The sequence below is a fragment of the Corynebacterium sp. HMSC068H04 genome (assembly GCF_001811255.1).
Taxonomy (GTDB): Bacteria; Actinomycetota; Actinomycetes; order Mycobacteriales; family Mycobacteriaceae; genus Corynebacterium; species Corynebacterium hesseae.
The window spans coordinates 34,288-60,052 of record NZ_KV804023.1; the positions used below are offsets into that span (position 1 = coordinate 34,288).

Sequence of the window (25,765 nt, forward strand, 5' to 3'; positions counted from 1 at the left end):
ACTTCGCGATTAAACAGTCAGGCGGCCGCTCAACGCACGCGAAAGCGTCAGCTCATCGACAAACTCAAGGTCGCCTCCCAGCGGCATGCCGGAGGCCAGGCGCGTGATCTTCAGTCCCGGGAAATCTCGTAGCAGGCGCACGAGGTAGGCCGCGGTGGCCTCGCCTTCTGTGTTGGGATCGGTGGCGAGGATGACCTCGGTGATGTCCGGGGAATCGTCGTAAAGCGGCTCTTCCGGGGTGGAATCCGCAAGCTCTCGGTCCGGTAGTACGCCGCCGAGGCGCTGCAGCAGTTGCGAGATGTTGAGGTCTTTCGGGCCCACGTTGGCCAGCGGGTCGAGCGCGCCGCCCAGTACGTGGTAGCGGCCGTTATATTCGCCGGTGCGCTCGATGACCTGGATATCCTTGGGCTCTTCCACCACGCAGATAGTAGAAGCATCGCGCTGCGAGTTCACACAAATGCGGCAGACTTCCTCGCGGGAAATATTGCAGCAGATGCGGCAGAAAGTCACACCATCACGCACCGCTCCCAGTGCCTTCTGAAGGCGATCGATCTCCTCCGGGTCTTGATGCAGAACGTGGAAGGCGATGCGTTGCGCTGACTTCGGGCCAATCCCCGGCAGGCGCGAGAACTCATCGATGAGATCCTGCAGTGGTCCTTCAAACACGCAATGCTCCCCTCACTTAACAATCCCCACGACCTTGACGGCCGGAGACACAATAAAAGGCCGCGCCGCCCTCCGCGAAGAGAGCAACAACGGCCTTTAAGTCTAACGCGCGGCTTACTGGTTACCGCCGAAGACATCCTGGATGGACGGACCATCATAGTTTTGCTGGGACTGGCCCATGCCCTGGGACAGCGGGCCAATCTTCTCCTGTGCCAGGCGGCCAGCTGCGGCGTGGGCCTCCTTGAAGGCGCCGACGATGAGGTCCTGGAGGGTATCGATGTCCTCCGGGTCCACCACGGACTTATCAATGGAGATGCTCTGCAGCTCAGCGCCACCGGTCATGGTGACCTTCACCAGGCCATTGCCTGCGCTGCCCTCGACGGTGGCGGCCAGGATTTCCTTCTGTGCCTTTTCTAGTTCAGCCTGGACGCGAGCGGCCTGCGCCAGGATCTCGTTCATGTCATTTGCCTGCTGCATCGGATCGTTCTCAGTCATGCTAAAAGTCCTTTCGTGCGGTTATTTTCACTACGCGCCAAGTGTACAGATGCCGCGCTACAGTCGCCGCGCTCCCAACTCCTGCGCGAGGAGCTCCATGGCGACCTCCGTGGCGTTGCGGTGGTCCATCTCTCCGGCGCTCTGCGCGGCCTCCATCATCTCGCGTTCCTCATCCGCGCGGGTGTACTCCGGCTGCGGTGCGGGCGCATGCTGGGGCGCTGACTGCTGCGACGAAACAGACGCGTGGCCTGCGCTTTCCGACGCCCCATTCGCCCCCGCCGGCGGGCCGTACTCCTCCGGTGGGGCCTCGAACTCGCCTTCGTCCGGGCCCGGCTCCGGCGGCAGCGGAACGCCGTTGCCGAACTTGGGAACCTTGGAAAACTCTTCATCGCGTTGGGCTGCGACCTGGGTCGCCTGCGCGATGCGTGATCGCCATTGGCTGCCACGGGCCTCCCTCTTTGGGGGCACCGCCGCCCCGCGCGGGGCGGCCTCCGACCGCTGTGGTTCTGCCGGCGGGCGCGAGTCTGCCTTCTCGCGCACACCGTGCTGGGGCTGGGGTTGCTCCTTCGTCGTTTCAGACGACGGAGCCTGCTGCCCGATTTGGCGCGGCGCGCCCCATGGATCATCGCTGGCGTTGTTGGGTTCCTTCGCTGCCGGACTCTCTGCCTCCTCGTCGGGCTCGGCGGCCTCACGTTGCGGTTGGTTGGGATTCCACTGGGTGCGCTGGGTGGGCTCTGGCACCGTGAAACCGTGCGCCTTCGGGTCGGTACCGATAACACACGTGACCTTCAGTTCTCGGCTGAGCTCTTCCTTGAGGACAGTCACGATGACCTCATTGGTGCCTGGTGAATTGATGCGTTCAGCCAACGCGCCCGTGGTGTGTCCAAGGACGAGAGTCTCATCCCGCACGCCGAGGACACGGGCTTCGGCGAGCATGATTTCAGCGACCTTATTACGCCGCCCAATCGTGGCGCGCAGATCAGACCATCGCCCGCGAATCTCCGCGGCGAGGTCCTGGGGCTGCTCAGGCTCAGGTTGCTGTTCCTGTTGTTCAGGCTGTTCCGATGGCTGCGGCTGTTCCGGCTGCTCCTGCTGCGGCTCAGGCTGCACTTCCGGTTGTGCAGGACGCTCCGGCGCCTGAGTCTGCGAGGCCTCGGGGGCTGAAGGTTGCTGCTCCTGAGCCTCCTGTTGCTGCGGCGCCTGTTGCTGCGCCTCTTGAGGCTGGGCTGGTTCTTGGGGCCGCTCGGCCTGCTGTGGTTGCTGTTGCTGGGCCTCCTGCTTCGCCGCCTGACGGCTGCGACGCTGCGCGATGATAGCCGCGGCGGCGGCAGCGGGATCCTGCGCGCTAGCGACCGCAGATGGCTGGCGCTGCGCAGGCGCGGAGCCCTGCACAGCGGGTGCGGAAGGCTGTGCCCCCGCACCTTGCGGCAAGGAACTGGGTACCTGACCGGCAGCTGCCGCAGCGGGGGCGGAGCCAACGATCAAGTGGGCACAGAGGATTTCTAGAAGTAGGCGCGGGGACGTTGCACCCCGCAGGGAGGACACGCGCTCGTTGACGGTTTCCGCCAAGTAGGCCAGCTGCGGTCCGGAGAAACGCTGCGCTTGGGCGGTAAGGACTTCCCCGCGATCAGTCGGCGCCGAGACCAGACCTTCCTCCAATGCTGAGGGCACGGCTTGCAGGATCATCAGATCCCGCAAGCGATCCAACAGGTCGATGGCAAAGCGGCGAGGTTCGTGGCCGGCTTCAATGACATCGTCGACAAGCCGGAAAAGCCCCGCCTTGTCCTGGTTAGCCAGGGCATCCACCGTGTTATCCAGCAACCCCACGTCCGTAACACCCAGAAGCGGGCGGGCTACCTCGTAGGTCAAGCCATCGGGCCCGGCACCCGCCAACAGCTGGTCCAGGATGGACAACGTATCACGCGGCGAACCCCCGCCTGCCTGGATGACCATGGGGTACACGGTGTCATCCACGTGGACGTTCTCCGAGGCCACGGTGCGCTCCAGCAGCCCCTTCATCGCCGGCGGGGTCAACAGGCGGAAGGGATAGTGGTGGGTACGCGAGCGGATGGTGCCGATGATCTTCTCCGGCTCCGTCGTGGCGAAGATGAAGATGACGTGCTCCGGCGGCTCCTCGACAACCTTGAGCAAGGCATTCGCACCGGAGGCAGAAATCATGTGGGCCTCATCGATGATGAAGATGCGGTAGCGCGACTCCGCCGGCGCGTAGTAGGCGCGGTCACGCAACTCGCGCATATCCTCCACACCGTTGTGGGAGGCGGCGTCGAGCTCCGTGACATCGAGGTTGCCCGGGCCACCCGGGGCCAGCGAGACACACGAATCGCACACGCCGCACGGCGTTGAGGTTGGCCCCTGCTCACAATTCAGCGAGCGGGCCATGATGCGCGCCGACGACGTCTTTCCGCAGCCACGCGGGCCGGAAAAGAGGTACGCATGGTTAATGCGCCCTGCGTCGAGGGCGGCGGATAAAGGCGTGGTGACCTGCTCTTGGCCTACCACTTCCGCGAAGGTTGCTGGACGATATTTCCGGTAAAGAGCCACGGTTAGTCAGTGTAGCGTCTCAACCCGACACGTCACTCTGAGCGCTTCCAATCCAGCAGATCGATGCCTTGTTCAGCCACCGCTTGTTGCAGCGCCGGCACGCCTTCCTCAACGGCGTAGGCATACTCGGCATCGCTTAGCATGAGCAATTGGCACACCAGCGTCAGGCGCTCCTTTTCCGCCAGCTGCGGGGTCTGTCCGCCCCACAGGTATGGGGCGATGAGCATGCCATGGCGCACGCTGAAATGAGCGAAGCGCTCGTCATCCTCCGCAAAAAGCTTGGGCAAGAGCAAGCCCGGCTGCGCGGGCAGCAGCCCTGCGGCTTGTTTAAGCAATGCCGCTGCCGCGCTCACCGCGGCAGCAACCTCCGGTTGGCCGGTGCGTGCAACGGTGAGCAGTTCGCAGCGCACATCGATCCCCTGCTCGGCATGCGCCAGCCCGGTATCGACATCGGCGAAGCCACACGTGACCGCGAGGGACTGCTCACCCTCCAGCGAGGCTAAGCCCAAGCGCTGCCCCTCGACATTTCTGAACTCGAGGTCAGCCGGGATGATCTGGTCGAGCCAGTAGGCCGTCTCGTCGGAGTTGATTGCCTTATGCCCCCAGCTTCTCTACTGCGGCGAGCAGCACACAGGTGGCCACGCCATCCATTGCTGCCTCGACTTCTTCCTGCGGCGGCAGGGACGGTGCCAAGCGAATGTTGTGGTCCTTGGCGTCCTCGCCGTATGGGTACGCCGAACCAGCCTGGGTCAGGAGAATGCCGGCGTCACGGGCCAGCTCCCACACGCGGGTGGCGGTGCCCTCCATCACGTTGAGGGAGATGAAGTAGCCGCCCTTGGGGTGGGTCCAGTCCGCAATCTCATGGTGGGTGAGGTTCTTATCCAGGATGCGAAGAACCGCCTCGAACTTCGGCGCCAGCAGCGCAGCGTGGCGGCGCATAACCGCGCGCACGCCCTCGGCGGAACCGAAGAACTCGTAGTGCGCAAGCTGGTTGATCTTGTTCGGGCCAATGCCGCGGATACCGGCGTGCTCCAGGTACCACTCGAGGTTGTCTTCGGAGGAACCGAAGAAGCTCACTCCGGAGCCAGCGAAGGTGATCTTCGACGACGAGGACATAGCCCAGAAGCGGTCCGGGTTTCCTTCCTGTTCCGCAATCTCCAGAATCGGCAGAACCTCCGGGAAGTCCTCGGTCAGCGTGTGCACGGCATAAGCGTTGTCCCACACGATGCGGAAGTCCGGTGCGCCGGTCTCCATCGCAGCGAGGCGGCGGGTCTTCTCTTCCGAGATGACGGCACCCGTGGGGTTGGAGAACATCGGCACAACCCACATGCCCTTAACCTGCGGGTCCTTGGCCAGCTCCTCGACTGCTTCGATGTCCGGGCCATCTTCTTCCATCGGCACCGAAATCAGCTCGAAGCCGAAGGACTCCGTGATGGCAAAGTGGCGGTCATAACCCGGGGTGGGGCAGATCCACTTGATGGTCTCCTCCTTGGACCACGGCTTCTCAGAGCTGTTCGTGCCAAAGGTGTAGGCCCACAGGATGAGGTCATACATGATGTTCAGGGAGGAAGAGTCCGCCGCGACGAGGAGCTCTGGGTCCATGTTGGTGAGCTTGCCCCACAGATCGCGCAGCTCCTTGATGCCCTTCTGGTTGCCGTAGTTGCGCAGGTCATTGCCGGCAGCGTCGGTGTAGTGACCACGGCCCGGCAGGACGAGCAGGTCATTAGACAGATCCAGCTGGGCCTTGGACGGCTTACCGCGGGTCAAGTCAAGATCCAACCCCTCAGCCTTGAGGGCCTCGTAGTCCTTGCGCACCTGCGCGGCAAGCTCATCAAGCTCGGACTTTTCAAGATTAAGAAGAGACATCCGTCTTCCTTCCGGGACGTAGTGCGGGCATATGGCAACCATACTAACGCCCCGTCACATCCCCCGTGTGATGGCATACATACAAAAAGGGGACCCCGCGCACCCGCCAGAGCCTCCTGACCCTTGCTGCATTCCTGCCCTGGGGGAGTTCAGAGGATGGACGCCACGCGGAATCCTGCGGTCTAGCCTAGCGCGCCTTGCTTGCCGACGCCAAACCGCTCCCCCGCCACCCAGCTCCCCACTCCGCTTCCAAGCACACTCCCCACCTCAAGCCACTAAATTCTTAAGTTTTTCGCCCTGACCTGGCGATTTTGCTTCATTAGGGGGCTCATGTAATGTTTTCCAGCGGAGGATTCGACTAGCGGCCTATGTCACACGCCTGGAACGCGTGCGGGAGTCACATCCCTCAGGGGTTCAAATCCCCTATCCTCCGCCATTAGAAAGTCCCCTGGATGTCATCATCCAGGGGACTTTTCTTCATGCGCAGGTGGCCGATTCTAGCGGTCGTGGAAACACGGTTTTAGATTTCGTTGGCATAGCCTTGGAGTTCGGCCATTTCTTCGGCTGGTATTGCAAATCCTAGGGTTGCGCGTGGTCTTCTTCTTAACCACGTAGGCCGAGTTTCCCGCAGTCGTAGGCGACTATTGTCGATACGACTGCGGACAGCGAGATATCCCATGAGCTGTTTGGCTAAGAGGTAGCCAGGAATGGGTGGAATATTTGTGATCATGTCGACCGTGCTGTCGCATGGTATCTCTTCCGAAATCGCCTACGCCTTGCCGCTAGGGGCTTCTACTTGCTTGAGCTGACAGACAACAACCGGCAAGGCGCTACCTCAGTCTTCAATGAGTCGGCGTCTTTCTATATGACAAAACCTAGACTGAGCATATTCCTATTGCTCTTTACTTCTCCTTTTAGCTGATGCAGCAACTGAAAGAGCTATTCCTAGAAGGGCCATAGGAAGCCCAAGATTAGTAAGCCGAGTTTCCCAAAATAAGCCCGCTATACACAACAAAGCGCCTGCAATGAGAATGACAAGGGTAAAGACTTTAAATAGTTTCATTTCCGCATCTTCCTTACAACTTCCGTCATCGCCCGAAGGCAGGAATCCCCATGAGAATAACAATTCTTTACTCACAATTGATCCCCCCACCTAAATTTGGAACTTTCGTATACTCTTCTCGGGTTCTATGGCTTGAAGAGTGCATGAAAGGGAAAATAGGTGTGTGCCATTAGTCGGCACTGTGGAACCCAACCACCGATCAGCAAAGGTTCACTCCCCCGACCCGTCGGTGGTAACGATGTACGATTCCGCGATTTTGTCGAGCAGTTTCAGGTACTCGTTTGAGCTTTCACGCAGGCACCAATGTCGGGCGATGACGTGCGTTTCGGTGCAGGCTACCAGCAAGCATTTCTTGTGAAAGTAGGTGCCGTCGATAAAGACCTGGTCATAGACACGATAGGGATCTGCTGCTGTTAGCACGATGATAAACCACAGCAGCTTAAACCACCGGGTCAAAGTCCGCCTTGTTATCCCAAGGCGTTTGGCCAAGTGGTCTGCGGATTCCCCAGAAAGGACCCAGTCAATAAAGATTTTAAAATGCCGAATCTCACTGGTGTGCGCGGGTGTTAATCGATGAAAACGTTGCACTAAGGGCATAGCCGGCCTTGGGGTCCTGCCGCAGTTTTGTTGTTCTTAACCAGAAAGTGGCCGCACATATCGCACGACAGCCGATTCCTATTAGCCATATGAATTGGCATTACCGCACCAGCAGCAGTCCTCCCACCACAGGTCTATGGCTATCCGATGTCGATTTCACCGATCAGGCTGTTGGAACCGATTCAAAATCAAGATCACCGTATTATCCCAGGCCGCCTTGGGAATCCGTATCGGTTTATCCACACGAAAAGTCCCTTAAGCCGTTAATTCTCAGAAGCCGATTTCTGCGAAGCAGCAAACTGACTTCACCACGTATAGAACTCCAAGATGTTTCCGTCTGGATCCGAAATGTAGGCGGAGTACGAACCCCATGGCATTTTCTTGGGTGAGGCAGAAGTCTCGCGATAGGAATCTGGGAGTTGACTCCAGTACTCGTCGACGTCCTCGACAGAGAATTGGATTACTGCTCCGCCGGGGGTTGCCGGACTAGTGTTAGTGGCTGAAGCAAAAACTGAAGAATCGAATACGCCAATTACGCTGTCATCAAACGACACTTCAAAATATCCTTCTTCAGCAGACAATGGCTTTGCTTCGGAGTTCGGAAGTTGATGGTAGAACTCCCATGAGGCTTCGATATTGCGGGTCAAGATGGTCAAATGATCGAATCGCATGATTGGAATAACCTTTCTCGCTGGGCCAAAGATTTGTTGCGATTATTCCAAATCCCCTTTGCACGTGTGCGGTATTAGAAGTCGAGGCTATTGGATTCTTCATGCGGTGGCTTGAAGCCTTCAAGCAAAGGAACCAAAGCAAAGGCACCATTTGCGGGGCCCAGGCAGGAAAACCCCAGGTGATTGCATGCGGAGTTTCGCATAAGGTGTCAGTACTTTGGTTCCTTTGCGGCTAAGGGAGGCGCCTCCATCGAACGCCCATGGTCAACCGCCCCTACTCGAACTCGGGGGCCTCGAAACCGTCTTCCTTGAGCCACTCCACGTGCGGCGGGGTGTTCATGCCCCATTCCGTGCGGGCGAGCAGGAAAGCCTCCTTCACCTCGGCCTCGTCATAGCCGCCATCGCGCAGGAACTGGCGGAAGCCGCGGGGGCCAGGTTCTTTGATCCACAACCAGACGTAGTCTTCCAGGGTGTGGTCGCCCAAGATGGCTTCCATGCCTTCTGGCAACAGCTCACGCCCGGCGCGCACGCGCTCCTCCAAGTCAGCATCGAAGAAGTCGTAGAGGTAATCCAGGCCGTCTTCCAGCTGGGCGTACTCATAGGCGTCCATTGATTCGCTCCTCTCGCCCTCATTCTTAGTCACGGATCAGCACTCCCCTCAACTGTGTTTCTTTGCGCCGAGGGACATCCGATCGACGTCGGCAAGCACTTCGTCCACAATCATCGGGTTGAATTCCCTATCGCGGCGCAGGCGCAGCAACTCTTGCTGGGCGCCGGCGAGGGCTGTTCGCCGTGCCGCGAGGGCCACCTCACGGGCCTCGATGGCCATGCGCAGACGAGTTGTAGCGTCCTCACCATCCTCGTCTTCGCCGAGGCGGTCCTCAAACCATTGGGCAATATTTGCCGCAGTGTCGGGGTCCAGTTCCTCATGCTTCGCGCGCATCGCAGCAATGCCGGCTTTACGCGCGCGGGAGGTAATGGTCGCGCGCATCTTATCCGTGGCTGCCTGCGAATACGTGGTGAGGTCGAGCTGACGCATAAGCCACGGCAGCAACAGGCCGGGAATCACCATGGTCATGAGCAGCACCACGAGGGCGATAACGGTCAACTCGTTGTAGAAGCTCAAACTACTCGGAACAGACAGAACCAGCGCAAGAGTCACCAAACCGCGCATGCCGGACCACGTCATAAGCAGCACTTCTTGCAGGCGCAGCGGCGCCAGGCGTGGCTTCCCGCGGCGCCTATTAATGAGATAGAAGGCGTACATCCACACCAAGCGCACGAGGAAGGCAACAACGGACAGGATGACGCCGATGATGACCGCGTGCCAGAGGTCCGCACCCGCGGCGTCGATGGCACTGAACACGGTCAGGCCGATGAGGCCGAAAGCCACACCCGTGAAAAGTAGCTCAACGGTCTCCCAGAATGACTGGCCGGAGAGGCGATCCTCCGCCTGAATCGGTGCGCGGGAGTGCAGTTCCACCGCGGCAATCACCACCGCGATGACACCGGAGGCGCCGAGCTCCTCCGCGGCGATGTACACGGCAAAAGGAATCACCCACGTCAAGGCATTGCGAGCAACAACCTCGTGAACCGCGCCGACGAACCACGAAGACACGCGCCCCACGACGAGCCCGAGGATGGCGGCTACAGCCGCGGAGTAGAGGAAACGCGTCACCGCTTCCCCGGCGTGCATCTCACCCGAACTCGTCACGGCTTCCAAGGCGAGGTGGAAGGCCACAATAGACGCGGCATCATTAAACAGGCCTTCGATCTGCAGCACGGAAATGATGCGCCGTGGGATACCGGCAGGTTCTGCCACAGCCTCGACGGCCACCGGATCCGGCGGGGCAATCGCGGCGCCGATAAGGATGGCTGCAGCTAGCCCCAAGCCCGGCATGAATGCGCGAGCGGTGAATCCCACCGCAAGGGTCGTAGCCACCACAAGCAGCACGGACAGAGCCAGGATGGTCATCCACTGCTCACGAATAACACCCCACGATGTTCTCCTTGCCAGCGCCCACAGCAATGGCGGCAAGAAGATCGGAAGAATGAGGTCGGCGGGTACGGCGAACTCGAATGTGCCATTCGAAAAAGTGGCGTATACCGAAACCGCCACCGCCGTGAGGATGGTCAGAAGCGCTGGCCAGGGAAGCCCGATCTTGTCCCCCACCGCCATGACAATGACGGTCAACAGCATCAGGCCAATAAGGACAAATAAAACTTCCATACGCGCTTCTTTCCCCGTTTAAGTTTTTCTGTTCTCAGACTACCGTTGTGCGGCCGGCGAGGGAGAGCAGTTACACAGCGCCATCCCAGACGAAGGCCTCCCGCGATAGCTTCTCCGGCTGAAACTGTTGGCACAGCTCCTGTACGGAAGAGGCCTCATACCCTAAGGAGTGGGCCAAGAGCTTGACGACGTCCCCCGCATCCCTATCGTGCCCCTCGAGCAGCTGACGCAGGGTCACCGCCCCATCGCGCTTGGACAAACGCACACCCTCAGCGTTGAGCACGAGCGGCACGTGAACGAACTCCGGCTCCGGATAGCCCAGCTTGTGCGCCAAGTATGCCTGACGCGGGGCAGAAGACAGCAAGTCATCGCCGCGCACGATCTGATCGACGCCTTGGAAGGCATCGTCGACAACAACCGCCAGGTTATAGGCCCAGTCCATGCCCCGGTTCGGATCCGCCGGGGGCTGGCCGCCGCGGCGCAGGATGAAGTCATCCACTTCCCCGGTGTACTCGCCGGCGAGGGCGTCGTGGATGGTGAAGGAGGAGGCGTCGGCACGCAAGCGTATGGCTGGCACGCGGTTCTGAGCGGCGAGTTCGGCGCGTTTGGCGGCCCGCTGATCGTCGCTAAGCGCACGGCACGTCCCCGGGTACTGCCCAGGGATGGCATGCGGCGCGCGGGAGGCTTCCTGGATATCTTTGCGCGAGCAATAGCACTCGTAGGTAGGAAGCTGCGCCAAGGCCTCCTCATAAGCCGCGTAGCGATCCTGCTGGTAGATGACTTCCCCGTCCCAGTCCAGGCCGAGCGCAGCGAGGTCCTCCAGCTGGCGCTGCGCCGCCTCCCGCGAGGAGCGCTGCGTGTCAATGTCCTCCACGCGCACAAGGAAGCGGCGCCCGCTACTCCGGGCGTAGAGCCAGGCCAGCAACGCCGTACGCAGGTTACCCAGGTGAAGATCGCCGGACGGGCTCGGGGCGTAGCGTCCGGCGGGGCTAAGAGAATCCATGGCCACCAGTCTACGAGGAGCCCCGCGCGCGCCGAAGTCCTCTACTAGACTCTCCCCCATGGCTTCTGATGCGACGTATCCCCTGCTTGATTCTGCCGACGCCAAAAAAATGCTCGCCTATGCGCGCGCCCAGGCTCCGGGGCTTTCTCTCCCTACCGATGAGTCCGCCCACATTGATGAGCAGATTAACCGAGTACTCGCAGATGATACTTTCCTAGGCAGCCTGGAAGATGCCGTTCCCGCCGCCCTCTACTTGGAGGCCCGGGAGACCCTCCGCGTGGCCGCCGGCACCATCAAGAACGTCGACGATTCCTTCACCATTGCCGCACTCGGCGCGCTGACCGGACAACCATCGCTGGTGGCCGCAGGCTATACCCGCGTCGCCCGCGCATGGCTGGATCACAACGACACCGAGGAAGCAGAGAAGTTCGCCGCCAAGGCAGCCGCGGCTGGCGATGACACGGCGTTGAATGAGATTGCCGCCGCCCGCATCGCAGCAAGCCACAAGGACTTCTCCGAGTCCGCCCCCGCCAGCGTGGATGCTTCAGCCGACGCCAATAGCCCATCCTCGAGCTTCGGCAACAACGTCTCGCTGGCCGAGCTCCAAGAGCGCCTAGAATCCGCCAAGAGCGGCGAAGCGAAAGCACACGCTGCTGAATTCGTGGCTATCAACGACGCCGTGACCGCGGGAGAATTCGACGGAGCAGGGGCCACGATGGGTGACATCCTCCGCACCATCCTCGAATCCGCCGTGGGCGCGCTGTGGGCATCAGGCTCTGCCGCCGACTGCGAGCGCGTTGCTGCGCATTCCTTCACCATCCTGTCCAACGCGCGCGCGGATGAGGAATACCAGCAGCTTCCGGCACCGATGCTGGCCCGCTTTTACAGCGATGCTGCACAGCACTCCGCTACGGATATGGAGCAACGCGTGGCCTGCTTCGCCGCTGCTGCCCGCGAGTATCAGCGCTACGGAGACCTCGACGGCGAGCTCCGTTCGATCCTCAAGACCGTGACCCTCGACGTGCAACACCGTGCCCCTGAGGAAGCCTATGACATCCTGGCCTCCCGCTACGTGGATTCACTCAAGCTCCAGAGCCTGCCCGTGTCCGCTAGGTGGACCGTCCTGTACTCCGAGAGCCTGCGCTCGCAGGCGCAGGACATGTATAAATCCACCCAGGTTCTGCTCGACTTCTTAGAGCGCCATCCCGCCGCCGAAGCCACGACGCCCTCTGAGCACAACGCCATGGCGGAAGTTGCTGAGCTTCTGGGTGATCGCTACACCTCCGCCGACGCGGCCGAGCCTGCGCGCAAGATGTACCACTTTGCGTTCAACCTCTTTGAGGCAGCCGGAAATTCCCGCGCGCTCGAGGAGTTACGCAAGAAGGCCTAAGCCCCGCGATGCACGAGGCCTAGCCTCATCGCGCCTGGCCGCCGAACCACTGCCGGTTCGCCGGCAGCCACAGCAGCACAATGACCGCCGCCGAAGCGATCGACGCGGGCATGACCGAACTTGCCGGGATGAGCAGCACCACGATGGCGCTGATAACGGTCAACGCAATCCGCGCGGATTGCTGTGCATGCAGCACATAGGTGGTGAGACCACACACCAAGAGAACCAGCGCGCCGAGCACTACTCCCAGCTCGGTGGAAAGCTGGTCCGTGCGGGTTACCGCCGCCGGACTGTTTTCAAAGGCAATGAGCCGGCAGATGTTGTAGACGGTGTAGCTCGTGATGAAGACCTCCAGCACCGCTGCGATCTTCAACGGCCACGGGGCCCATTGCGCCTTCATATCGGCCGCGCGGCGGGCCTGGCGGACGGTGTCGCTGACCTGCCCATAGCGATAGTCCGGCGCGGGTGCAGCAGGCGAGCCCGGCTGTGGGGTTCCTGGGGACTGCGGGTTGCCGAAGGTCATGCCACATCCTCAGCAAAGACACCGCGTTGACTCAGCAACCAGCGAATGGGATCCAGCACGCGATAGGGCGCAATGCCGCTGCGGGCTAGCTGGCGGCCCGTCGGGGCCTCACCCAACGCGGAGGTCACGAAGAAACTACCGCCGCTCGGCGCTGCCGAATAGATCTTGTTGATGAGGTCGTTGGCACCCAGGAAGCGCAACAGCGATTCGGCTTCGAGGTGAACCATCCAGCGGTCCGAATCGCGGAAATTCCACCCGGTATCCCGGCGGAAGGCGGAGCCGCGGTTGGCCATGAGCTTCTTCCAGCGCACGTCATCCACCTGCTCAAGTTTCTGCACCGTGTCGAACTTCGAGATGGTCACGGCCAGCGGCGGCGGAGTATCCGTATCGAGCAACGCCAGCAGGTTATCCAAAACCCGCAAAGAATCCGCACCGAGCTCACCAATATTGGGAATCAAGCCGTGGATAAAGTCTTGAATCTGCTGCACGCGCAGCGGGTCGAAGAGGAAGATCACCAAATCCGCGTGGGAGAAGAACGCGAGGTTCTCGCGGTCGGCTTCGTTCTCCGGTGGGTTCTCCAGGTCCTCGCCCGCAACGTCGCGGAAGACCAAGTAATTCATTCGCTCAAAGCCCTGTTCATCGGGCCACTTGCCGAGCTCAAAAATCAGCGGATCACGCTGGTAGGCGTCGGTAGCCACCGCGCTCGGCGTGGGGTCCATGGCTCGCATCTCCTCAAAGAGCGGCTTTTCATACACCTCCGCGTAGCGCTCGCGCGTGGATTCATCCGCCGCTTGCACGGAGCGGTTGTGCTTGTGCGCCAGCTGCTTGAGCTGCTTAATCATCACCGCGGTGTACAGCGACTTACCGGAGTTACGCGCGCCCGCCATGGCAACGCAATGCGTCACGGCGTCGGTCCACCCCGGCGGCAGCTCCCTGTTGGTGTACGGGCTTACTGTCACACCATCCTCGAGCGGCTTAAAGGTCCACGGGCAACGTGCCTGGCTCATTAGTTCCTCTCTTTCAGCATGGCGGTGACGCGGTCAGTCAATTCCGAAAGCTCAGTGTTGGCGCCGGATTCGAGCTGCTTGACGACGTCCCCGTCGATCACCGCATACGCCACATGAGCCGGAGTCCCGTTGATGCGCGCGAGCTCGAGCTCCTGGCGGCCGATGGCGCTGGTGATGAGCACAACGGTGGGCACCTGGGTCTCCAGCATGGAGGCCACGGGAGAATCGGTGACGTAGATGACCAGCGAGGACGTGGAGGTGAGAGTCGGCAAGCGCCACGGCCGCTGGCCTACGCGCTCCGCTCCACTATCAATCACACCCGCGATGAAGCGGGTGAGCTCATCCACCTTGTGGGTCTCGATGCTGTCCTGCCCGTCAGTGGCGCGGAAGTGCCGGAAAGCATCGGAGAGCGCATCGATGTACTTGGCGGCCGCTTCAATGATCTTCGGAGTGACGTTGACCTGCATGGAGGCAGAGCCATCGATGACCACGGTGACATCATCGAGGCCAGCGACATCCAGCTCCGCGCGGCGCATCTTGGAGCGCACCTCGCGGGCGGAATCTGTGATTCCGGCGCCCTCGGTCGTGCCGAATGCTTCCAAGAGGTAGCTCCCAGATTCCGGGGTGACCTCGGCGAGGCGTTCGGCGGAGTCCTCGGCGGCGTCGATAAGCACGCGCGGGAACGTCACCGAATCACCGGCGTTGCTTACCGTCAGGCGGACCTCGCTGCGCAGGCCGAAGGTCCCATTCCGCTTGGGGCGCACGACGATGGTGGCGCGCTCAGGCAGGGAGTGCACCATGATGGAGAGGTCGTGGACGCGCACGGCATCAACGCCTTCTCCCATAATCGCCAGCTCCATCGAGGCGCCGCCAGTTCCCATCTCGAAGGCTTCAACGCGCAGGATGCCGTCTGAGCCGATGCGGCGGGACTCTCCGTCCCGCAGTGTGTATTTAGCCATGACGTTTCTTCCCTTCTCTTACCTTCCGTGGAATCCCGTGTTTCGACCGTGTTCGCCTAGTCCTCCGTGAACTGCTCCACGGTGCTGCCACGCTGTATGCTGCGCAAAATGCGATGGGGCGGGTTGCTGCTGCGCGCGCGCCGAGCGCTCCGCGAGCAACTGTGTCGTGCGGTCCAGCACCATGGCAACGCGCCCCGTGGCATAGCGCTCGCAATGCTCCGGCACGAATGTTCCCGCAAAGTGCATTGCGGTGAGGTGCGCGATGTGCTCGAGCTCGCGGTCCTCCCAGAGCCGCAGCGCATCCTCTGCTAGGAGGTTGAAGTCCCGCGGGAAATAGAACACCCAAGAGGCAACGATTGCGGACATCAGTAACTTGTCCAGCCCCTCACCCAACGAGTTTCTGTCAAGGTAAGCCAACTGGATGGCGCGTCCGCGGTTGGTATCAAGGTGCTCGATCCACCAGCGCGGATCGAAATCCTTGAGCCTATGCCATTCCTCGGCGCTGAGCCCAGGAACATTGGCGTTGCCACCCGATGCCGCTGCCGGCTGCGGATGTGCTTCTTCAGCTGCTGGTGCGGCTTCTGCACTTGGCGACGGCGCCGTTTCTGCTGTCGTGGCGAAAGGGTTCTCCTGCGACGTACTCGGCGCGGGGGTATCGAGGGGATTCGGCGGAATACCCGCAGGGCCATGACCCGGGGCCGCAAAAGGCGAGGCGTCTGGGATAGGCGCTCCAAAATCAGCTGGGTCTTCGCCCCAGGAGTCGTCGAAGCTGAGTGCTGCACTCTTCTCAGGCTTGCTGGCTGTTGCAGCGCTCTCTTCCGGTTCCTGTGCTGCACCCGTGCGCTGCTCGGCCTGCTCGTGCTGCGACTCCGGGGCCACGGCCTCAGTTTCTTCCGCAGCACGTGCTTCGTACGCGCTGATATCTGGCAGGGCCTCATCAAGTGCAAACACGACTGGATTGCCGGGGATCGCGGTTTCCTTAAGACGCTGCTTCTCGCTGGGTGGTACCACGAGCATGGTGGACGTACTCAGCGGAAACTCGTTGATGGCGGCGGCCTTCTCAAAAGTGGAGAATCCGAAACCATCCTCCCCCACCTCGCGGGCGGTGGCAGCAATCCACAGCGCTGCCTGGTTATCGGGCACCACGAGAATGACCAGGCCGTTGCGGGAATTCAACACCGTAGCCATGGCGGTGACCAGCGCACGGTTGAAGGTGGGGTTAGGGTTCGGGGTCACGGCTTTGAACGGTGCGGGCAGCTTCTCTGGATAGCGGAATTCGCCATCCAGAAACTCTTCCAACAACACGTCCGAGTGCAACGGTCCGCGCGCCGAGATCTTTTCCGGAATCTGCACCTTATCCACCTCGTAGATGGAAAACGGCGCTGGGATGTCAGGAGAAAACAGGACCGTCGCCGGCGCCGGCGGCGTGCCCGTGCGCGAAATGGACGTGTAGGTGAAGACGTTTCCGCCGCGGCCTGTCGCATCTAGGCCTGCGGGGACGGAGACCATAGTGACCCACTTTTCCGCCTCAGGAGTGAGAGCAAAAACTGCGGTGCGGCGGACCAGCTCCGCGCGCTGCTGGGCGGAAGGGAAATCCGGTATCGTCGTGCCGTTGTTGAGCGAAGTCGGCACGAAGGACACCAGCTCAGCCAGCTCCTCCTGGGTAATATCGCCGGCCTTCTGGCCCACTCCCCAACCACCGGCGCGGCCATTGGCGCGGGAAAAAGATGCATAGCTAAAGGCGCCACCCATAACTACTGGCCTCCTTGGAAGTACTGGTCTTGAGAATAATCTTGGCCATAGTTGTGCTGGTCATAAGCGTTGGGCTCGTATCCTTGTTGGCCGTACTGCGCCTCATAGTTAGGAGCCTGATTCTGCACGGGTGGGTACAGCCCCAGCTTGTAGGACACATCGCCTTCCACCACCACGGCTTTATCCGATGCGCTCAACGTGGGGGAGGCATCGCTGTAGCTCTCCGAGAAACTACTAAAGACGTCCTCACCGCCGAAACTGTCGAAAGAGGTATCGCCCTGGCTATCAAAGCCCTCGACGGCGAACAGACGGATGAATCCCCTACGTTGAATTCGCTCGCCAACTGACACCGTGAAATCTGGGTACTGCCCGCGCATCGGGCCCAGTCCTTGAGCCACGTGTGTGGTGCTCTGCAGGTTGGTCTCCACAATGCCGAGTGCCTCGCCGTCTTCGGGGAAGAGCGGCAGGCGGTCAGCACGGTAGACCACCTGGCAGGAGAACTGGCGCTTGTCGCCGTTGCCCAAGCTCCAGAGGAACACCCCGACCTGGCCCTGAGCGTAATCAACCTCAAAGTCATAGGTAACTGGGCGCAGGCCCTCGTACTGAATCACGCGTTCATCGCCCTCAGTGCGTTTGCCCGCGAAGACTGCATAAGGCTTCAGTCGCACGGTATCGCCGTGCTGATCGAGGTGCAGGCGGATTCCTCCTTGAAGGTCGTAATCCTCCTCGCGGATCTGATCGTGCTCGCGATTAGTGGAGTACTCCACTGCCGTCGCACCCTTCGGCCAATCAAATGTAATGAGCTGGCTGTCCACGCGCTCAATGAGACGGAACTGGTCATCCTCAATGGACTGCACGCGCTGCAGCACTTTGGATTCGCCCACCCAGGCATCCGCGTCGTTAAAGTTCACCGGGGTGATGTAGACCTCGTACCAATCCGGCGGCCACGGCACCGTGGTGGTTTGGAAAGAGCCCGGTTCAGACACTCCACGGGTCTCACTGATGGCGCTCGATAGCGCACTTTCGACGTACGTCTTTGGCACTGCGGACGTGCGAAGGTCCGCCTGCGGGGCGGTGGGTGTCAGATAGATCTTTACCTCGCCGGTCTTGGGCGAGTACCAATCAACCTCGATGCTGTCTTGTCCGTATTCGCTGCGGCGCTCACAGCGTGAGAGCTCCAGCTTCTCCAGCTCGCTGGCAAGTTTCACGGAGCGCTGAACGGCGACTTCGTCCTGGCTCTGCTCGGTAGCGCCGTGGAACTCCGCTTGGCCCAGCAACGAGATGACGACGGTCTGCCCGGCTTCCTGCACCGGAATGGTGGCCTTGCGCCCACTGCTATCCACGTCTTGTTCGAAACGCGGGGAGAGCTTTTCCTTCTCGCTGTCCCGGCAGGCATAAACCATGGCGCTCGAGTGCCCCGGTAACAGGTCCCAGGACACCTGGATGGCTCCCTTGATGGTGGATACCTGGACGTTCACCGGTGGGAAGACCACGCCCGTGTCTCCCATGAATACCGGTTGGCTATTGATGAGCTCGCGAAGATCCCGGCCCTTGTACGCCCACACCGCGTAGTGGCGCAGACCTGCCTCGCCCGGGGTGTGATCACGGTAGGCAGTTCCTTTTGTGTAAACGAGGGTGTCACCGGCATCCGGGGAGGCCACCATTTCTGAATCATCGGCGACTACCCGGTAAAACACCACCTCTTCCGGCGAGTGCTCAAGCTCAGGCCACCACAGGCGCACCGGATGGCGAAGGTCGGTATCCTCCGGCTCCGGTTCTGGTTCGATGCCATAGCCAAAGTCCTCGTGAGAATCCTGCGCCAGCGCGTCCTCTTGCGGCACCTCAACCTCAAATTCGATGCCGGGAGCTTCCCAGTTCGGGTCTTGGCGGAACTGATACTCCGCCTTAATCCCAAAGCCCGGGATAGTGATGTAGTCCTCTTCGTTGACCTGGGTCTTCTGCTCTTCCTCGGCCTGCAGTGCCTCCCACTCGGCAAAGAAATCATGCGGCTGTGCCGCTGGCTGTGCCGGTTCTGGTTGAGGCGCGGAGCCTGCCTGCGCCACGCCACCTGCTGCGGTACTAGCTGCAGCGGCACGTTGTGCCTGTTCCCGCTGGCGGGCTTGTTCTTCGGCTCGCGCTGCCTTTTCCTGTGCCGCACGTTCCTGCGCTACCTTTTCCTGTGCCGCGCGTTCTTGCGCGGCACGTTCCTGCGCGGCACGTTCTTCCTGGGCCACTGCGGCGTTGCGCGCCTGTGCGCTCAGCTCTGGGTGGGCCACCTCTTCGCCGTTATACGCGGCGGCAATCTGTTCGGCGAACTGCCTAAACGGCGCCGATACGGCCGCGCGCACATCATCGGCGTTCACGCGCTTGAGCTGGTGCAGGGACTTAAGCTCGCTCAGCGGCATATCCGTGATCGAAGGTTTCGGGTTGTGTGTCATCAACGTTCCTTAAGGAGGTCTCGTCAGAAAGTTTCGTCGAGGTCTGAGAGGTCCGGTGCCTCCGGCCGACCAAACGGCGGCTGCGTAGTCGGCCCTTGGTTATCTCCCTGCACCGGCGATTTAAAGCCCATGTGGTCCATGTCATCTAGGTCGTCGAGTGAAAGATCCGCAGGATTCACAAAGGACGGGGCATTCGACGCCGCGTCGGGAATCAGGTACTTGAAGTCAGTGATCTTTCCGTACTGCACCACCGTCACAGAGCGCGAGAGCTGGCTGGTCAGCGCGGTCTGGCTGTCTACCTCGACGATGCGTGTGCGGGAGCCATCGATTTCGGTATATCCTTCAGCACCACCAGCGTTGGTCAGCGCGTTGGAGCTAAAGGCCTGGAGGGCTCCCTTTTCCTGGTTCATGCCGTCGAGGAACTCGGCGGTGCTCTGAACGCGGCTTCCGCCTTCCTCGCGGAAGGTGACGCGGCTGAGGTATTGCTGCAGGCTGCGGGTCATGCGCGGATCCGTGATGACCTTCTGCCATTCCTGCTGCTTGTGATCGCGGTCCTGCATGTAGGGGTGGTCAAGGCTGCGGGACAGTTTATCCAACGCAGTGCTGGAGCCGAGGCCAGCCATTCCCCACATCTCATTGAGGGCCACAGCCGAGTGGCCGGTGCGGTTGCGCTCAAAGGTGTCATTCATGTCATCGAGCAGTGACTTAAGCGAACGGTGTGCCCACTCCGTTTGGAAAATATGGGAGCGGATTTCATCCGTCATGCGCACGGCATCGTCACGGTTGAGCACGGCCTGGGCAATGCGGGCATTCTCCGGAAGACCCGACTGCGGCGTCCGCAGGTGATCGCTCGACGTTTCCTTACGCCCAAAGGGCGCGTAAATCGCGCGGCCCAACAGCGCCGACCAGCTCAGGAACTGGTTATAGGCGTTGGAGATGCGGGAGATCTCCGCAGAGGCCGTGGCCAGATTCTGCGCGGCGATCTCTTGGTTGCGGTTCAGCAGCTTTCGCCGCTGCACGTAGTCGAATATCTCACGCTGTGCCTTGGTAAAGACCGCCCAAGAACACACGAGGAAAAGAAGGACAACCACGATGATGCCCACGACGTACCACGGCCAGTCGAACCACTGCAGGTACTCACCCAGCGGCAAGTCCGGGTTATAGCGGCCAGCCACCATGTAGGTCATCAGGGCAAGCACCACGAAGAGGACGATCCACATCGTGCGCAGCTTCCGGGTCAGTGCTTTGTTCTCCGCGTTGAAATCACGCGCCTGGAAACTATTGGCCAGTTCTTGCAGCTCGCGCGCCTTGGCGTGCGCGTCGCGGTACTTCTGCTGGGCGTGCCCCAGCTTATCCCAGAGGCCCTGGCCTACCTTCCACGCGAAGGTGGTGCTGTTCTTCGCTCGCCAGGAGGCAAACTCGTGCTTCTTGCGGCTGACCGCTTCATTGCGGGTCTGCTGGCTGGTGTACTCGATGTCGGCGGCAAAACGCTCAGCGCCTACCGGATCGAAAGGCGCGACGGTTGCTTGGGACTCGTGCGTATAGCCCAACGTGCTGGTCATGAGCGGATGGAAGCCCTCAAAAGAAGCGCTGACATCCTGCACGGACTGGCCACCGTACTGCACGATGTACATGTTGCCCTGGTTATTGCGCAGGCCCTTGGTATCGATGCTGTCGCGCCAGGAACCGTCGACAAGCCCCAAGGCGTAGTCGTGGTAGGCCTCCCACGTGCGCGAGAGCTGCGGTTCCTGGCCCAAGGAAAAGTGCTGCTCCCGGGCGACTCGCATGGTGTGCTCACTGGCTTGGCGCAGCTCGTCGACGCTCGTTGCGCCGCTACCCTTGCCGGAGTGCCCGGCCAAGACAACTTCCACGCTGGAGTCTTGGCCATAGAGCATCTTCTGCAGGAAGGTAGCGGCGTTCTTGTTCATTGCACCGCGCTGGCCCTCGACCCAATCCTGCGGCTTGCCTACCACGGTGGACCAGTACAGACGCAGGTTATCCTTCAGCGCCGCCCAGCCGCTGACCTTGTGAGATTGCAGCTCCTCATAGGCAGTCGGGGCGCTCACCAACGGGGAAATCTCCTGGTTGATGAACATCTGAGCGCACTGATCCGTCAGCTGTTCCGGATTGGCGTAGTGCACAGCGCGCGAAATGTTATTGACCTGCGGCTGCGGCAAGCGCTGACTGGGATCGAAGACGGCCTTCCTGACCTTATCCTCGATATCACTGGCATCGATGGTGCGGTGGAAGGCGCGCACCAGACGGAAGCGCTGCCGGTCGCCTGTTTCGATGACTCGGTGAGTTTCTGGATCCAACACCGCAGGCTCGGGCATCCCGCGCCATAAACCAAAGATGCTGGCTACGGCCGGGGCTGCGAACTGGGCAAGCTCGAAGCCATCTGCGGTGCGCTTGATCGGGCGAATGCGCGAGGAGGCTGGGGTCCCGCCCTCTTCTGGGGAGAGCACGAGGTTGCTCCAGCCCTGCAGCGGCGCGATGTCCACGCTCTCGCGCGGAAGGGCTGACAACAACAGGCGCACGCGCAGGTTGGAGGCCTGAATCAGGCGCTGGTCGACGGCACCGACCCACTCCGTGAGCTTGTCGACGTCCTGCGGTTGTTCCGCATCCATCGGGTCAATGGTGGCGAGGAGGACGTCCCCGCTGAAGCTGCGGAGGGCATCGTCGAGCGTCGACAAGCGCGCCGTGCCCTCCTCCGTAAAGGAGCGCACAACAGCTCCGCTCGTGGGGTGGGCATAGTCGATCCAGAGGAAGTCCTGCAGCAGGCCGACCGCACGCAAGTCACAAAGGCGGGAGCGGATGTCATCCGCGGTGGCGCCGTGTCCGAAAATAATTACGTTCGTCATTAGAAGGTGTCATCCAGGTCGTTGAGGTTGAATTCCGGAGCGAGGTCCTGGCCAAAGCCAGAATCGGAGCTGCGCACCTGCGGGGCAGGCTGGGCGACGGGATTCTCCGCCACCGTCTTGGCCTGATTCAGGTAGTTGCGGATGACCGGGACCATCTCGATGACGTCTAGCGCCAAGTCACGGTAGTACGGCGTATGCGAGGCGACTTCGCGGGAGCGTACCTCCGCAAAGGGCTTTTCCTTACGTCCCTGTCCCGGCAAGGAGTTGGTGTGGCCCGGCACGAAGTGATCTGCGCCGCGGGCGAACTTATCCAGCTCCTCCACGAAGGATTCGTAGCGGTCCTGGATGGAGGTACCTATAACACCACGGTTCGGGGCTTCACCGGATGCCAAGAACTGCGCGAGGCGGTGGACCACCGGGTGCGTGGACGCACCGGAGTGGGCGAAGTCTAGGCCGTCGTCGAAAAGCCCGCGCAACAGCTGGTATGGGTAGAGCGAAGAGGCAAAACCATAGTGTCCGGTTTCCTGCACCTTCGCGTAGGCGATGAAGATGGACTCCAGAACCGAAGGCATCCAGTCGGACTTCTTGATCATGCGGCGCGGCGAGATAAGCAGCGGATCCGGGAAATCAACCCAACCATTCACGCCACCATCCGTGTCATCGAAGATGTGGGCCGCCGCATTGGCTGCATCGGCATTGGAAATGTAGACGCGGCCGGTAATGCGTCCGATGATCCAGCCGGCCACCATGGCCTGACGCTCCGTCTTCGTCAGCGGCAGGGCTGCTGGCAGCGGGCGGGTTCGGCGTTCCGACCACCAGGAGCCGTCGAAATTGTCCTGCTTCTCGATGTCCTTGGCGATGTAGTTAAACATGGAGGAGAAGACGATCGGCGAGTAGTTGGGGTAAGAACCGAAGATCTCGATGTGCTGCACATGGTCCGACATGTTCAGCGAGTTGCGCAGAGCCACCGTGGAAGGCCCGTCAATCTCCGGGCGGCTGAGCACCGACTCCAGCTGGGAGGCGATGCCGGTCTCCGCAGAACCCAGCTCCGCAAACGGGATATCGGAGAAGGAGTAGGTGTACTGCACGGACTTGCCGTGGATACGCTGAACCATGTCATCGTTGACGGCAGCCAAGGGGCGGGCATAGCTCAGGGCCAGCTGGAAAGCCTCGATGAAGCGGCGCTGACGCTGCGCGTGCTCGACCTCGTTGATATCCGGGGTAAGGGTGAGGTAGCGGCGCAGATCCACCGAGTTGAACTTCTGGAACTCATAATCACGGCGATTAATCCACTGGCGCGAGCGCTCCAGCAAATCAGTTGGGCGAATCTTGGCGCGGTAGTGCGCGCGCTGGGATTCGCGGGATTCACCGCTTTGTGGGTGACGCGACAGGTACTTAGATACCCAACCAGCACGGTTGGAGTAGGCATCATTGGTGCGCTTCTGCGGGGCCAGGGTGTCATTCGGCGCCTGGGCTGCATCAAGCGATTCCCACTCACCGCGGATGACCGCACGCACCGCAAAAGGATAAGCCTGCTCGTAGTTGGTGACATCCGAGGTGGACTGCTGTCCCTGGATGGTACGCAGCATCTGGTCACGGTAGTCCGAGATGAAGCTGTTGACGTCGGTCAGCATGATTTCGTTCTCGGCGCCCTTGAAGCGGGTTTCCACGACCTCATCGAGCTCCGTCGGCCACGAGTTGACCTCGTCAGTGCGGACGTCAGCCAACTTGTTGGTCTCCGGGCGCTTCGACACGGCCTTCTCCAGCACCGCGTGGGCATCTCCCAGCTCACGCTTGAGGTGGAAGAGGTTCTCATCGGCGTAGTCCTGCAGGACATCCTTGAGCAGATGCGCGATAGCCATGAGGGCGTAGCTGTAGAACTGGTTGAAGTACAGGCCCATCAGAGCATTGACCGTAGGAGTCGGGTCCGTCATCTGGCCCTTGCCGGTCAACGGGCTGAGGATAGGGTCCGCGCCTTCTGGCTTCGCCAGCACGCGGGTGTTCTGGTAGTAGCCGGAGTATTCGGAGAGGCGCGGCAGGAGGCGGTCGGAGTTGGTGAGCACGTCCGTGATCTTGGAGAGCATCTCGCGCACATAGGGCACGCCCACCGCAGCGAGCTCCGACTCTACGGTGGCGAGGACACCATCGCTGAAGAAGTTGGCGTAGCGGTAAACAATGTCATAGGCAGCATTGTTCAGAACAGATGCGATGGCCTGTTCATTGCGGGGATCGGCCATGTTGCCCTCGAACTCTTCACGCCATTCGTTGACGTTACGGCCCTGGCCCACCGGAATGAAGTTCTGCAGGTGCTTCGCAGCACTATCCGCGGCCTGCTGGGCTTGGCCACCAAAGACGCTGTTGAGCCAATTCCACACGGTGCCGCTATCAATCTGGCCGCCTTGTGCCCAGGAGGGATCAAGCGTCATAGAGCTAAAGGCCTTGGGCAGGCGCTCCTCCAGCTTCTTAGCAATCTGCATCTCGCCGGCCTCGGGGTTCTGCGGGTCGAGGTGCCCGTTGAAGAGGCGCTCGAAGGCGCTGCGGGCAAGACGCTGGGAAGAGTATTCGGCAAAGCGGTCGCGGCCCATCGAAACCTGGGCATAACCCAGCGAACCCCAGGGCAGGCGCCCCCACGGCGTCCCGTCTGGGCGATCCCAGCCGAAAAAGCGGCGGCCGCCGTCACCGGCCGGAGTATTGGTCAGCGCGTAGGACACGAGGTTATCGCTGGCCTTGGTGGAAGCCATCAGCCCTGCTAGCGCGCGGCCCAGGCCACGGTAGATGGACATGGCGGAACCATCGCCGAAGCGAGCGCTGGTGGTACCCATCTTGGAACCGATGGGGAAAATACGGCCGAAGGTCTGCCCCTCCGGCGGGGTGCCCATGTCGAAGGCCTCGAAGATGGCGCGGTCATGCTCGTAGGCATTACCCATTTGCGCGGCGACGACCTCACCGAACATAGCCAGCGAGTTCGGCCATGCACCAGCCATGTCATCCGCCTTGTTATCGGCGAAGATCTCGGGGGTGTACATGAAGATGAGGGTGCCCTGCGGGTTCACGTTCGGGATGGTGGTGAGCACGCGGCACACATCCAGGAACATCGAGGCGCCCGCGCCACCCGCCATGGAGGAGACAACGAGGACAACCGGCTGGGAATCACCGGTATCAGAATCCAGCTTGGTCTGTTTGTAGTTAAGACGGTTGAGCTCCTGGATTGCCTCCTGTGTGAACATCTCATCCACCGCTTCCTTGAGCGACTGGCGGATCTTCTTGAGATTCGGCAGCGTCAGCATGCGGCCAATCGCGCGATACTGGCCGGCACCGTCCGCCAGCTTCACGTCGTTGGTGGAGGGGTTGCGCGTGGCCCACGTTGCAATCTCACCGAGCTTGCCAGCGCGCCCCAAGGTGCTGGACACGCCTTCGTCGAAGGAGTTGTAGTTCTGGCGGGCACCAATGCCTACGTAGTGGCCACCGTTTTGGGTTACATTCGGCAGCTTCTGCGGTCCAGCCTCTTCTTCGAGCGGCACGTCGATGTTGACGAACTGCCATGCCTTGGGCAGCTCGGTCATGTCCGGGTCAATGCTTCGCAGCTCGGCCTTGAGCTGATCCATCATGAACGCCAGTGTCTTGGCGCCGGAGCCACCGCAACCGACGACGAGGAACTTCTTCATCTTTAACTACCTTTCGA

General features: G+C 61.1%; 18 protein-coding genes, 1 tRNA gene, 1 other RNA gene and 1 pseudogene. 2 read left to right on the forward strand and 19 right to left on the reverse strand.

The annotated features are described in order from the left end of the window. Positions 1-9: 9 nt before the first annotated feature. The 6 genes from recR to ffs form a co-directional block, all read right to left on the reverse strand. Positions 10-666, reverse strand: a complete 657-nt coding sequence (gene recR, locus HMPREF2792_RS11725) for a recombination mediator RecR (protein WP_070524029.1) — start codon at positions 664-666, stop codon at positions 10-12. Positions 667-780: 114 nt separating this feature from the next. After that, positions 781-1,161, reverse strand: a complete 381-nt coding sequence (locus tag HMPREF2792_RS11730) for a YbaB/EbfC family nucleoid-associated protein (RefSeq protein WP_070524027.1) — start codon at positions 1,159-1,161, stop codon at positions 781-783. Positions 1,162-1,218: 57 nt separating this feature from the next. Further along, positions 1,219-3,723, reverse strand: coding sequence for a DNA polymerase III subunit gamma and tau (locus tag HMPREF2792_RS11735; RefSeq protein ID WP_070533809.1), 2,505 nt, complete (start codon positions 3,721-3,723; stop codon positions 1,219-1,221). 32 nt (positions 3,724-3,755) lie between these two features. Continuing rightward, positions 3,756-4,232 (reverse strand): suppressor of fused domain protein, encoded by a 477-nt coding sequence (locus HMPREF2792_RS11740; RefSeq protein ID WP_083306439.1) that lies wholly within the window; start codon positions 4,230-4,232, stop codon positions 3,756-3,758. Positions 4,233-4,317: 85 nt separating this feature from the next. Beyond that, complete coding sequence (locus tag HMPREF2792_RS11745) at positions 4,318-5,589, reverse strand: aspartate aminotransferase type Ic (protein ID WP_070533811.1); 1,272 nt, start codon at positions 5,587-5,589, stop codon at positions 4,318-4,320. A gap of 81 nt (positions 5,590-5,670) precedes the next feature. Next, an RNA gene (ffs, locus tag HMPREF2792_RS11750) (signal recognition particle sRNA small type) lies at positions 5,671-5,769 on the reverse strand. 167 nt (positions 5,770-5,936) lie between these two features. On the opposite strand from ffs, the gene HMPREF2792_RS11755 reads away from it, so the two are divergent. Then, positions 5,937-6,025: transfer RNA gene (locus tag HMPREF2792_RS11755), tRNA-Ser, on the forward strand. A 456-nt stretch (positions 6,026-6,481) separates the two neighbouring features. Here HMPREF2792_RS11755 and HMPREF2792_RS13080 read toward each other — a convergent pair. The 6 genes and pseudogenes from HMPREF2792_RS13080 to gluQRS all read right to left on the reverse strand — a co-directional run bounded on the left by HMPREF2792_RS13080 (position 6,482) and on the right by gluQRS (position 11,153). Beyond that, positions 6,482-6,727: a hypothetical protein gene (locus HMPREF2792_RS13080; RefSeq protein WP_158011605.1), complete on the reverse strand. Its 246-nt coding sequence runs from the start codon at positions 6,725-6,727 to the stop codon at positions 6,482-6,484. A 141-nt stretch (positions 6,728-6,868) separates the two neighbouring features. Next, a pseudogene (locus HMPREF2792_RS11760) lies at positions 6,869-7,338 on the reverse strand (IS256 family transposase); the annotation flags it as partial. A 216-nt stretch (positions 7,339-7,554) separates the two neighbouring features. Further along, positions 7,555-7,920: a VOC family protein gene (locus HMPREF2792_RS13495; RefSeq protein WP_070533813.1), complete on the reverse strand. Its 366-nt coding sequence runs from the start codon at positions 7,918-7,920 to the stop codon at positions 7,555-7,557. Between the two features lie 274 nt (positions 7,921-8,194). Continuing rightward, positions 8,195-8,530, reverse strand: a complete 336-nt coding sequence (locus HMPREF2792_RS11770) for a hypothetical protein (protein ID WP_070533815.1) — start codon at positions 8,528-8,530, stop codon at positions 8,195-8,197. A gap of 48 nt (positions 8,531-8,578) precedes the next feature. Next, on the reverse strand, positions 8,579-10,150 hold the full coding sequence (locus tag HMPREF2792_RS11775) for a cation:proton antiporter (RefSeq protein WP_070533817.1): 1,572 nt from the start codon (positions 10,148-10,150) through the stop codon (positions 8,579-8,581). Between the two features lie 70 nt (positions 10,151-10,220). Next, a complete protein-coding gene (gluQRS, locus tag HMPREF2792_RS11780) occupies positions 10,221-11,153 on the reverse strand; it encodes a tRNA glutamyl-Q(34) synthetase GluQRS (RefSeq protein ID WP_070533873.1) in 933 nt (310 codons plus the stop codon). A gap of 58 nt (positions 11,154-11,211) precedes the next feature. On the opposite strand from gluQRS, the gene HMPREF2792_RS11785 reads away from it, so the two are divergent. After that, on the forward strand, positions 11,212-12,543 hold the full coding sequence (locus tag HMPREF2792_RS11785) for a hypothetical protein (RefSeq protein WP_070533819.1): 1,332 nt from the start codon (positions 11,212-11,214) through the stop codon (positions 12,541-12,543). Between the two features lie 25 nt (positions 12,544-12,568). Here the strand turns inward: HMPREF2792_RS11785 and HMPREF2792_RS11790 are convergent, their stop codons facing one another. Genes HMPREF2792_RS11790 through HMPREF2792_RS11820 form a run of 7 tightly spaced genes read right to left on the reverse strand, consistent with a single transcriptional unit; the run spans position 12,569 to position 25,748 of the window. Further along, positions 12,569-13,066, reverse strand: coding sequence for a hypothetical protein (locus HMPREF2792_RS11790; protein ID WP_070533821.1), 498 nt, complete (start codon positions 13,064-13,066; stop codon positions 12,569-12,571). Continuing rightward, complete coding sequence (locus HMPREF2792_RS11795) at positions 13,063-14,073, reverse strand: TRAFAC clade GTPase domain-containing protein (RefSeq protein WP_070533823.1); 1,011 nt, start codon at positions 14,071-14,073, stop codon at positions 13,063-13,065. Before HMPREF2792_RS11795 ends, HMPREF2792_RS11790 begins: the two co-directional genes overlap by 4 nt. Beyond that, on the reverse strand, positions 14,073-15,032 hold the full coding sequence (locus tag HMPREF2792_RS11800) for a hypothetical protein (protein ID WP_070533825.1): 960 nt from the start codon (positions 15,030-15,032) through the stop codon (positions 14,073-14,075). Before HMPREF2792_RS11800 ends, HMPREF2792_RS11795 begins: the two co-directional genes overlap by 1 nt. An 18-nt stretch (positions 15,033-15,050) precedes the next feature. Continuing rightward, on the reverse strand, positions 15,051-16,784 hold the full coding sequence (locus HMPREF2792_RS11805) for a GAP1-N2 domain-containing protein (protein ID WP_070533827.1): 1,734 nt from the start codon (positions 16,782-16,784) through the stop codon (positions 15,051-15,053). Between the two features lie 2 nt (positions 16,785-16,786). Beyond that, on the reverse strand, positions 16,787-19,222 hold the full coding sequence (locus HMPREF2792_RS11810; RefSeq protein WP_070533829.1) for a SaeA-related protein: 2,436 nt from the start codon (positions 19,220-19,222) through the stop codon (positions 16,787-16,789). Positions 19,223-19,245: 23 nt separating this feature from the next. Next, complete coding sequence (locus HMPREF2792_RS11815; RefSeq protein WP_070533832.1) at positions 19,246-22,083, reverse strand: hypothetical protein; 2,838 nt, start codon at positions 22,081-22,083, stop codon at positions 19,246-19,248. Beyond that, a complete protein-coding gene (locus tag HMPREF2792_RS11820) occupies positions 22,083-25,748 on the reverse strand; it encodes a tubulin-like doman-containing protein (protein ID WP_070533835.1) in 3,666 nt (1,221 codons plus the stop codon). The genes HMPREF2792_RS11815 and HMPREF2792_RS11820 overlap by 1 nt, the downstream gene beginning before the upstream one ends. Positions 25,749-25,765: the final 17 nt, after the last annotated feature.

Coding starts and splice junctions, on each gene's coding strand:
- HMPREF2792_RS11790 (WP_070533821.1), bottom strand. CDS start 13,066: ATGACCTTCGGCAACCCGCAGTCCCCAGGAACCCCACAGCCGGGCTCG.
- HMPREF2792_RS11800 (WP_070533825.1), bottom strand. CDS start 15,032: ATGGCTAAATACACACTGCGGGACGGAGAGTCCCGCCGCATCGGCTCA.
- HMPREF2792_RS11815 (WP_070533832.1), bottom strand. CDS start 22,083: ATGACGAACGTAATTATTTTCGGACACGGCGCCACCGCGGATGACATC.
- HMPREF2792_RS11770 (WP_070533815.1), bottom strand. CDS start 8,530: ATGGACGCCTATGAGTACGCCCAGCTGGAAGACGGCCTGGATTACCTC.
- HMPREF2792_RS13495 (WP_070533813.1), bottom strand. CDS start 7,920: ATGCGATTCGATCATTTGACCATCTTGACCCGCAATATCGAAGCCTCA.
- HMPREF2792_RS11775 (WP_070533817.1), bottom strand. CDS start 10,150: ATGGAAGTTTTATTTGTCCTTATTGGCCTGATGCTGTTGACCGTCATT.
- HMPREF2792_RS11745 (WP_070533811.1), bottom strand. CDS start 5,589: ATGTCTCTTCTTAATCTTGAAAAGTCCGAGCTTGATGAGCTTGCCGCG.
- HMPREF2792_RS11820 (WP_070533835.1), bottom strand. CDS start 25,748: ATGAAGAAGTTCCTCGTCGTCGGTTGCGGTGGCTCCGGCGCCAAGACA.
- HMPREF2792_RS11795 (WP_070533823.1), bottom strand. CDS start 14,073: ATGAGCCAGGCACGTTGCCCGTGGACCTTTAAGCCGCTCGAGGATGGT.
- HMPREF2792_RS11730 (WP_070524027.1), bottom strand. CDS start 1,161: ATGACTGAGAACGATCCGATGCAGCAGGCAAATGACATGAACGAGATC.
- HMPREF2792_RS11810 (WP_070533829.1), bottom strand. CDS start 19,222: ATGACACACAACCCGAAACCTTCGATCACGGATATGCCGCTGAGCGAG.
- gluQRS (WP_070533873.1), bottom strand. CDS start 11,153: ATGGATTCTCTTAGCCCCGCCGGACGCTACGCCCCGAGCCCGTCCGGC.
- HMPREF2792_RS11805 (WP_070533827.1), bottom strand. CDS start 16,784: ATGGGTGGCGCCTTTAGCTATGCATCTTTTTCCCGCGCCAATGGCCGC.
- HMPREF2792_RS11785 (WP_070533819.1), top strand. CDS start 11,212: ATGGCTTCTGATGCGACGTATCCCCTGCTTGATTCTGCCGACGCCAAA.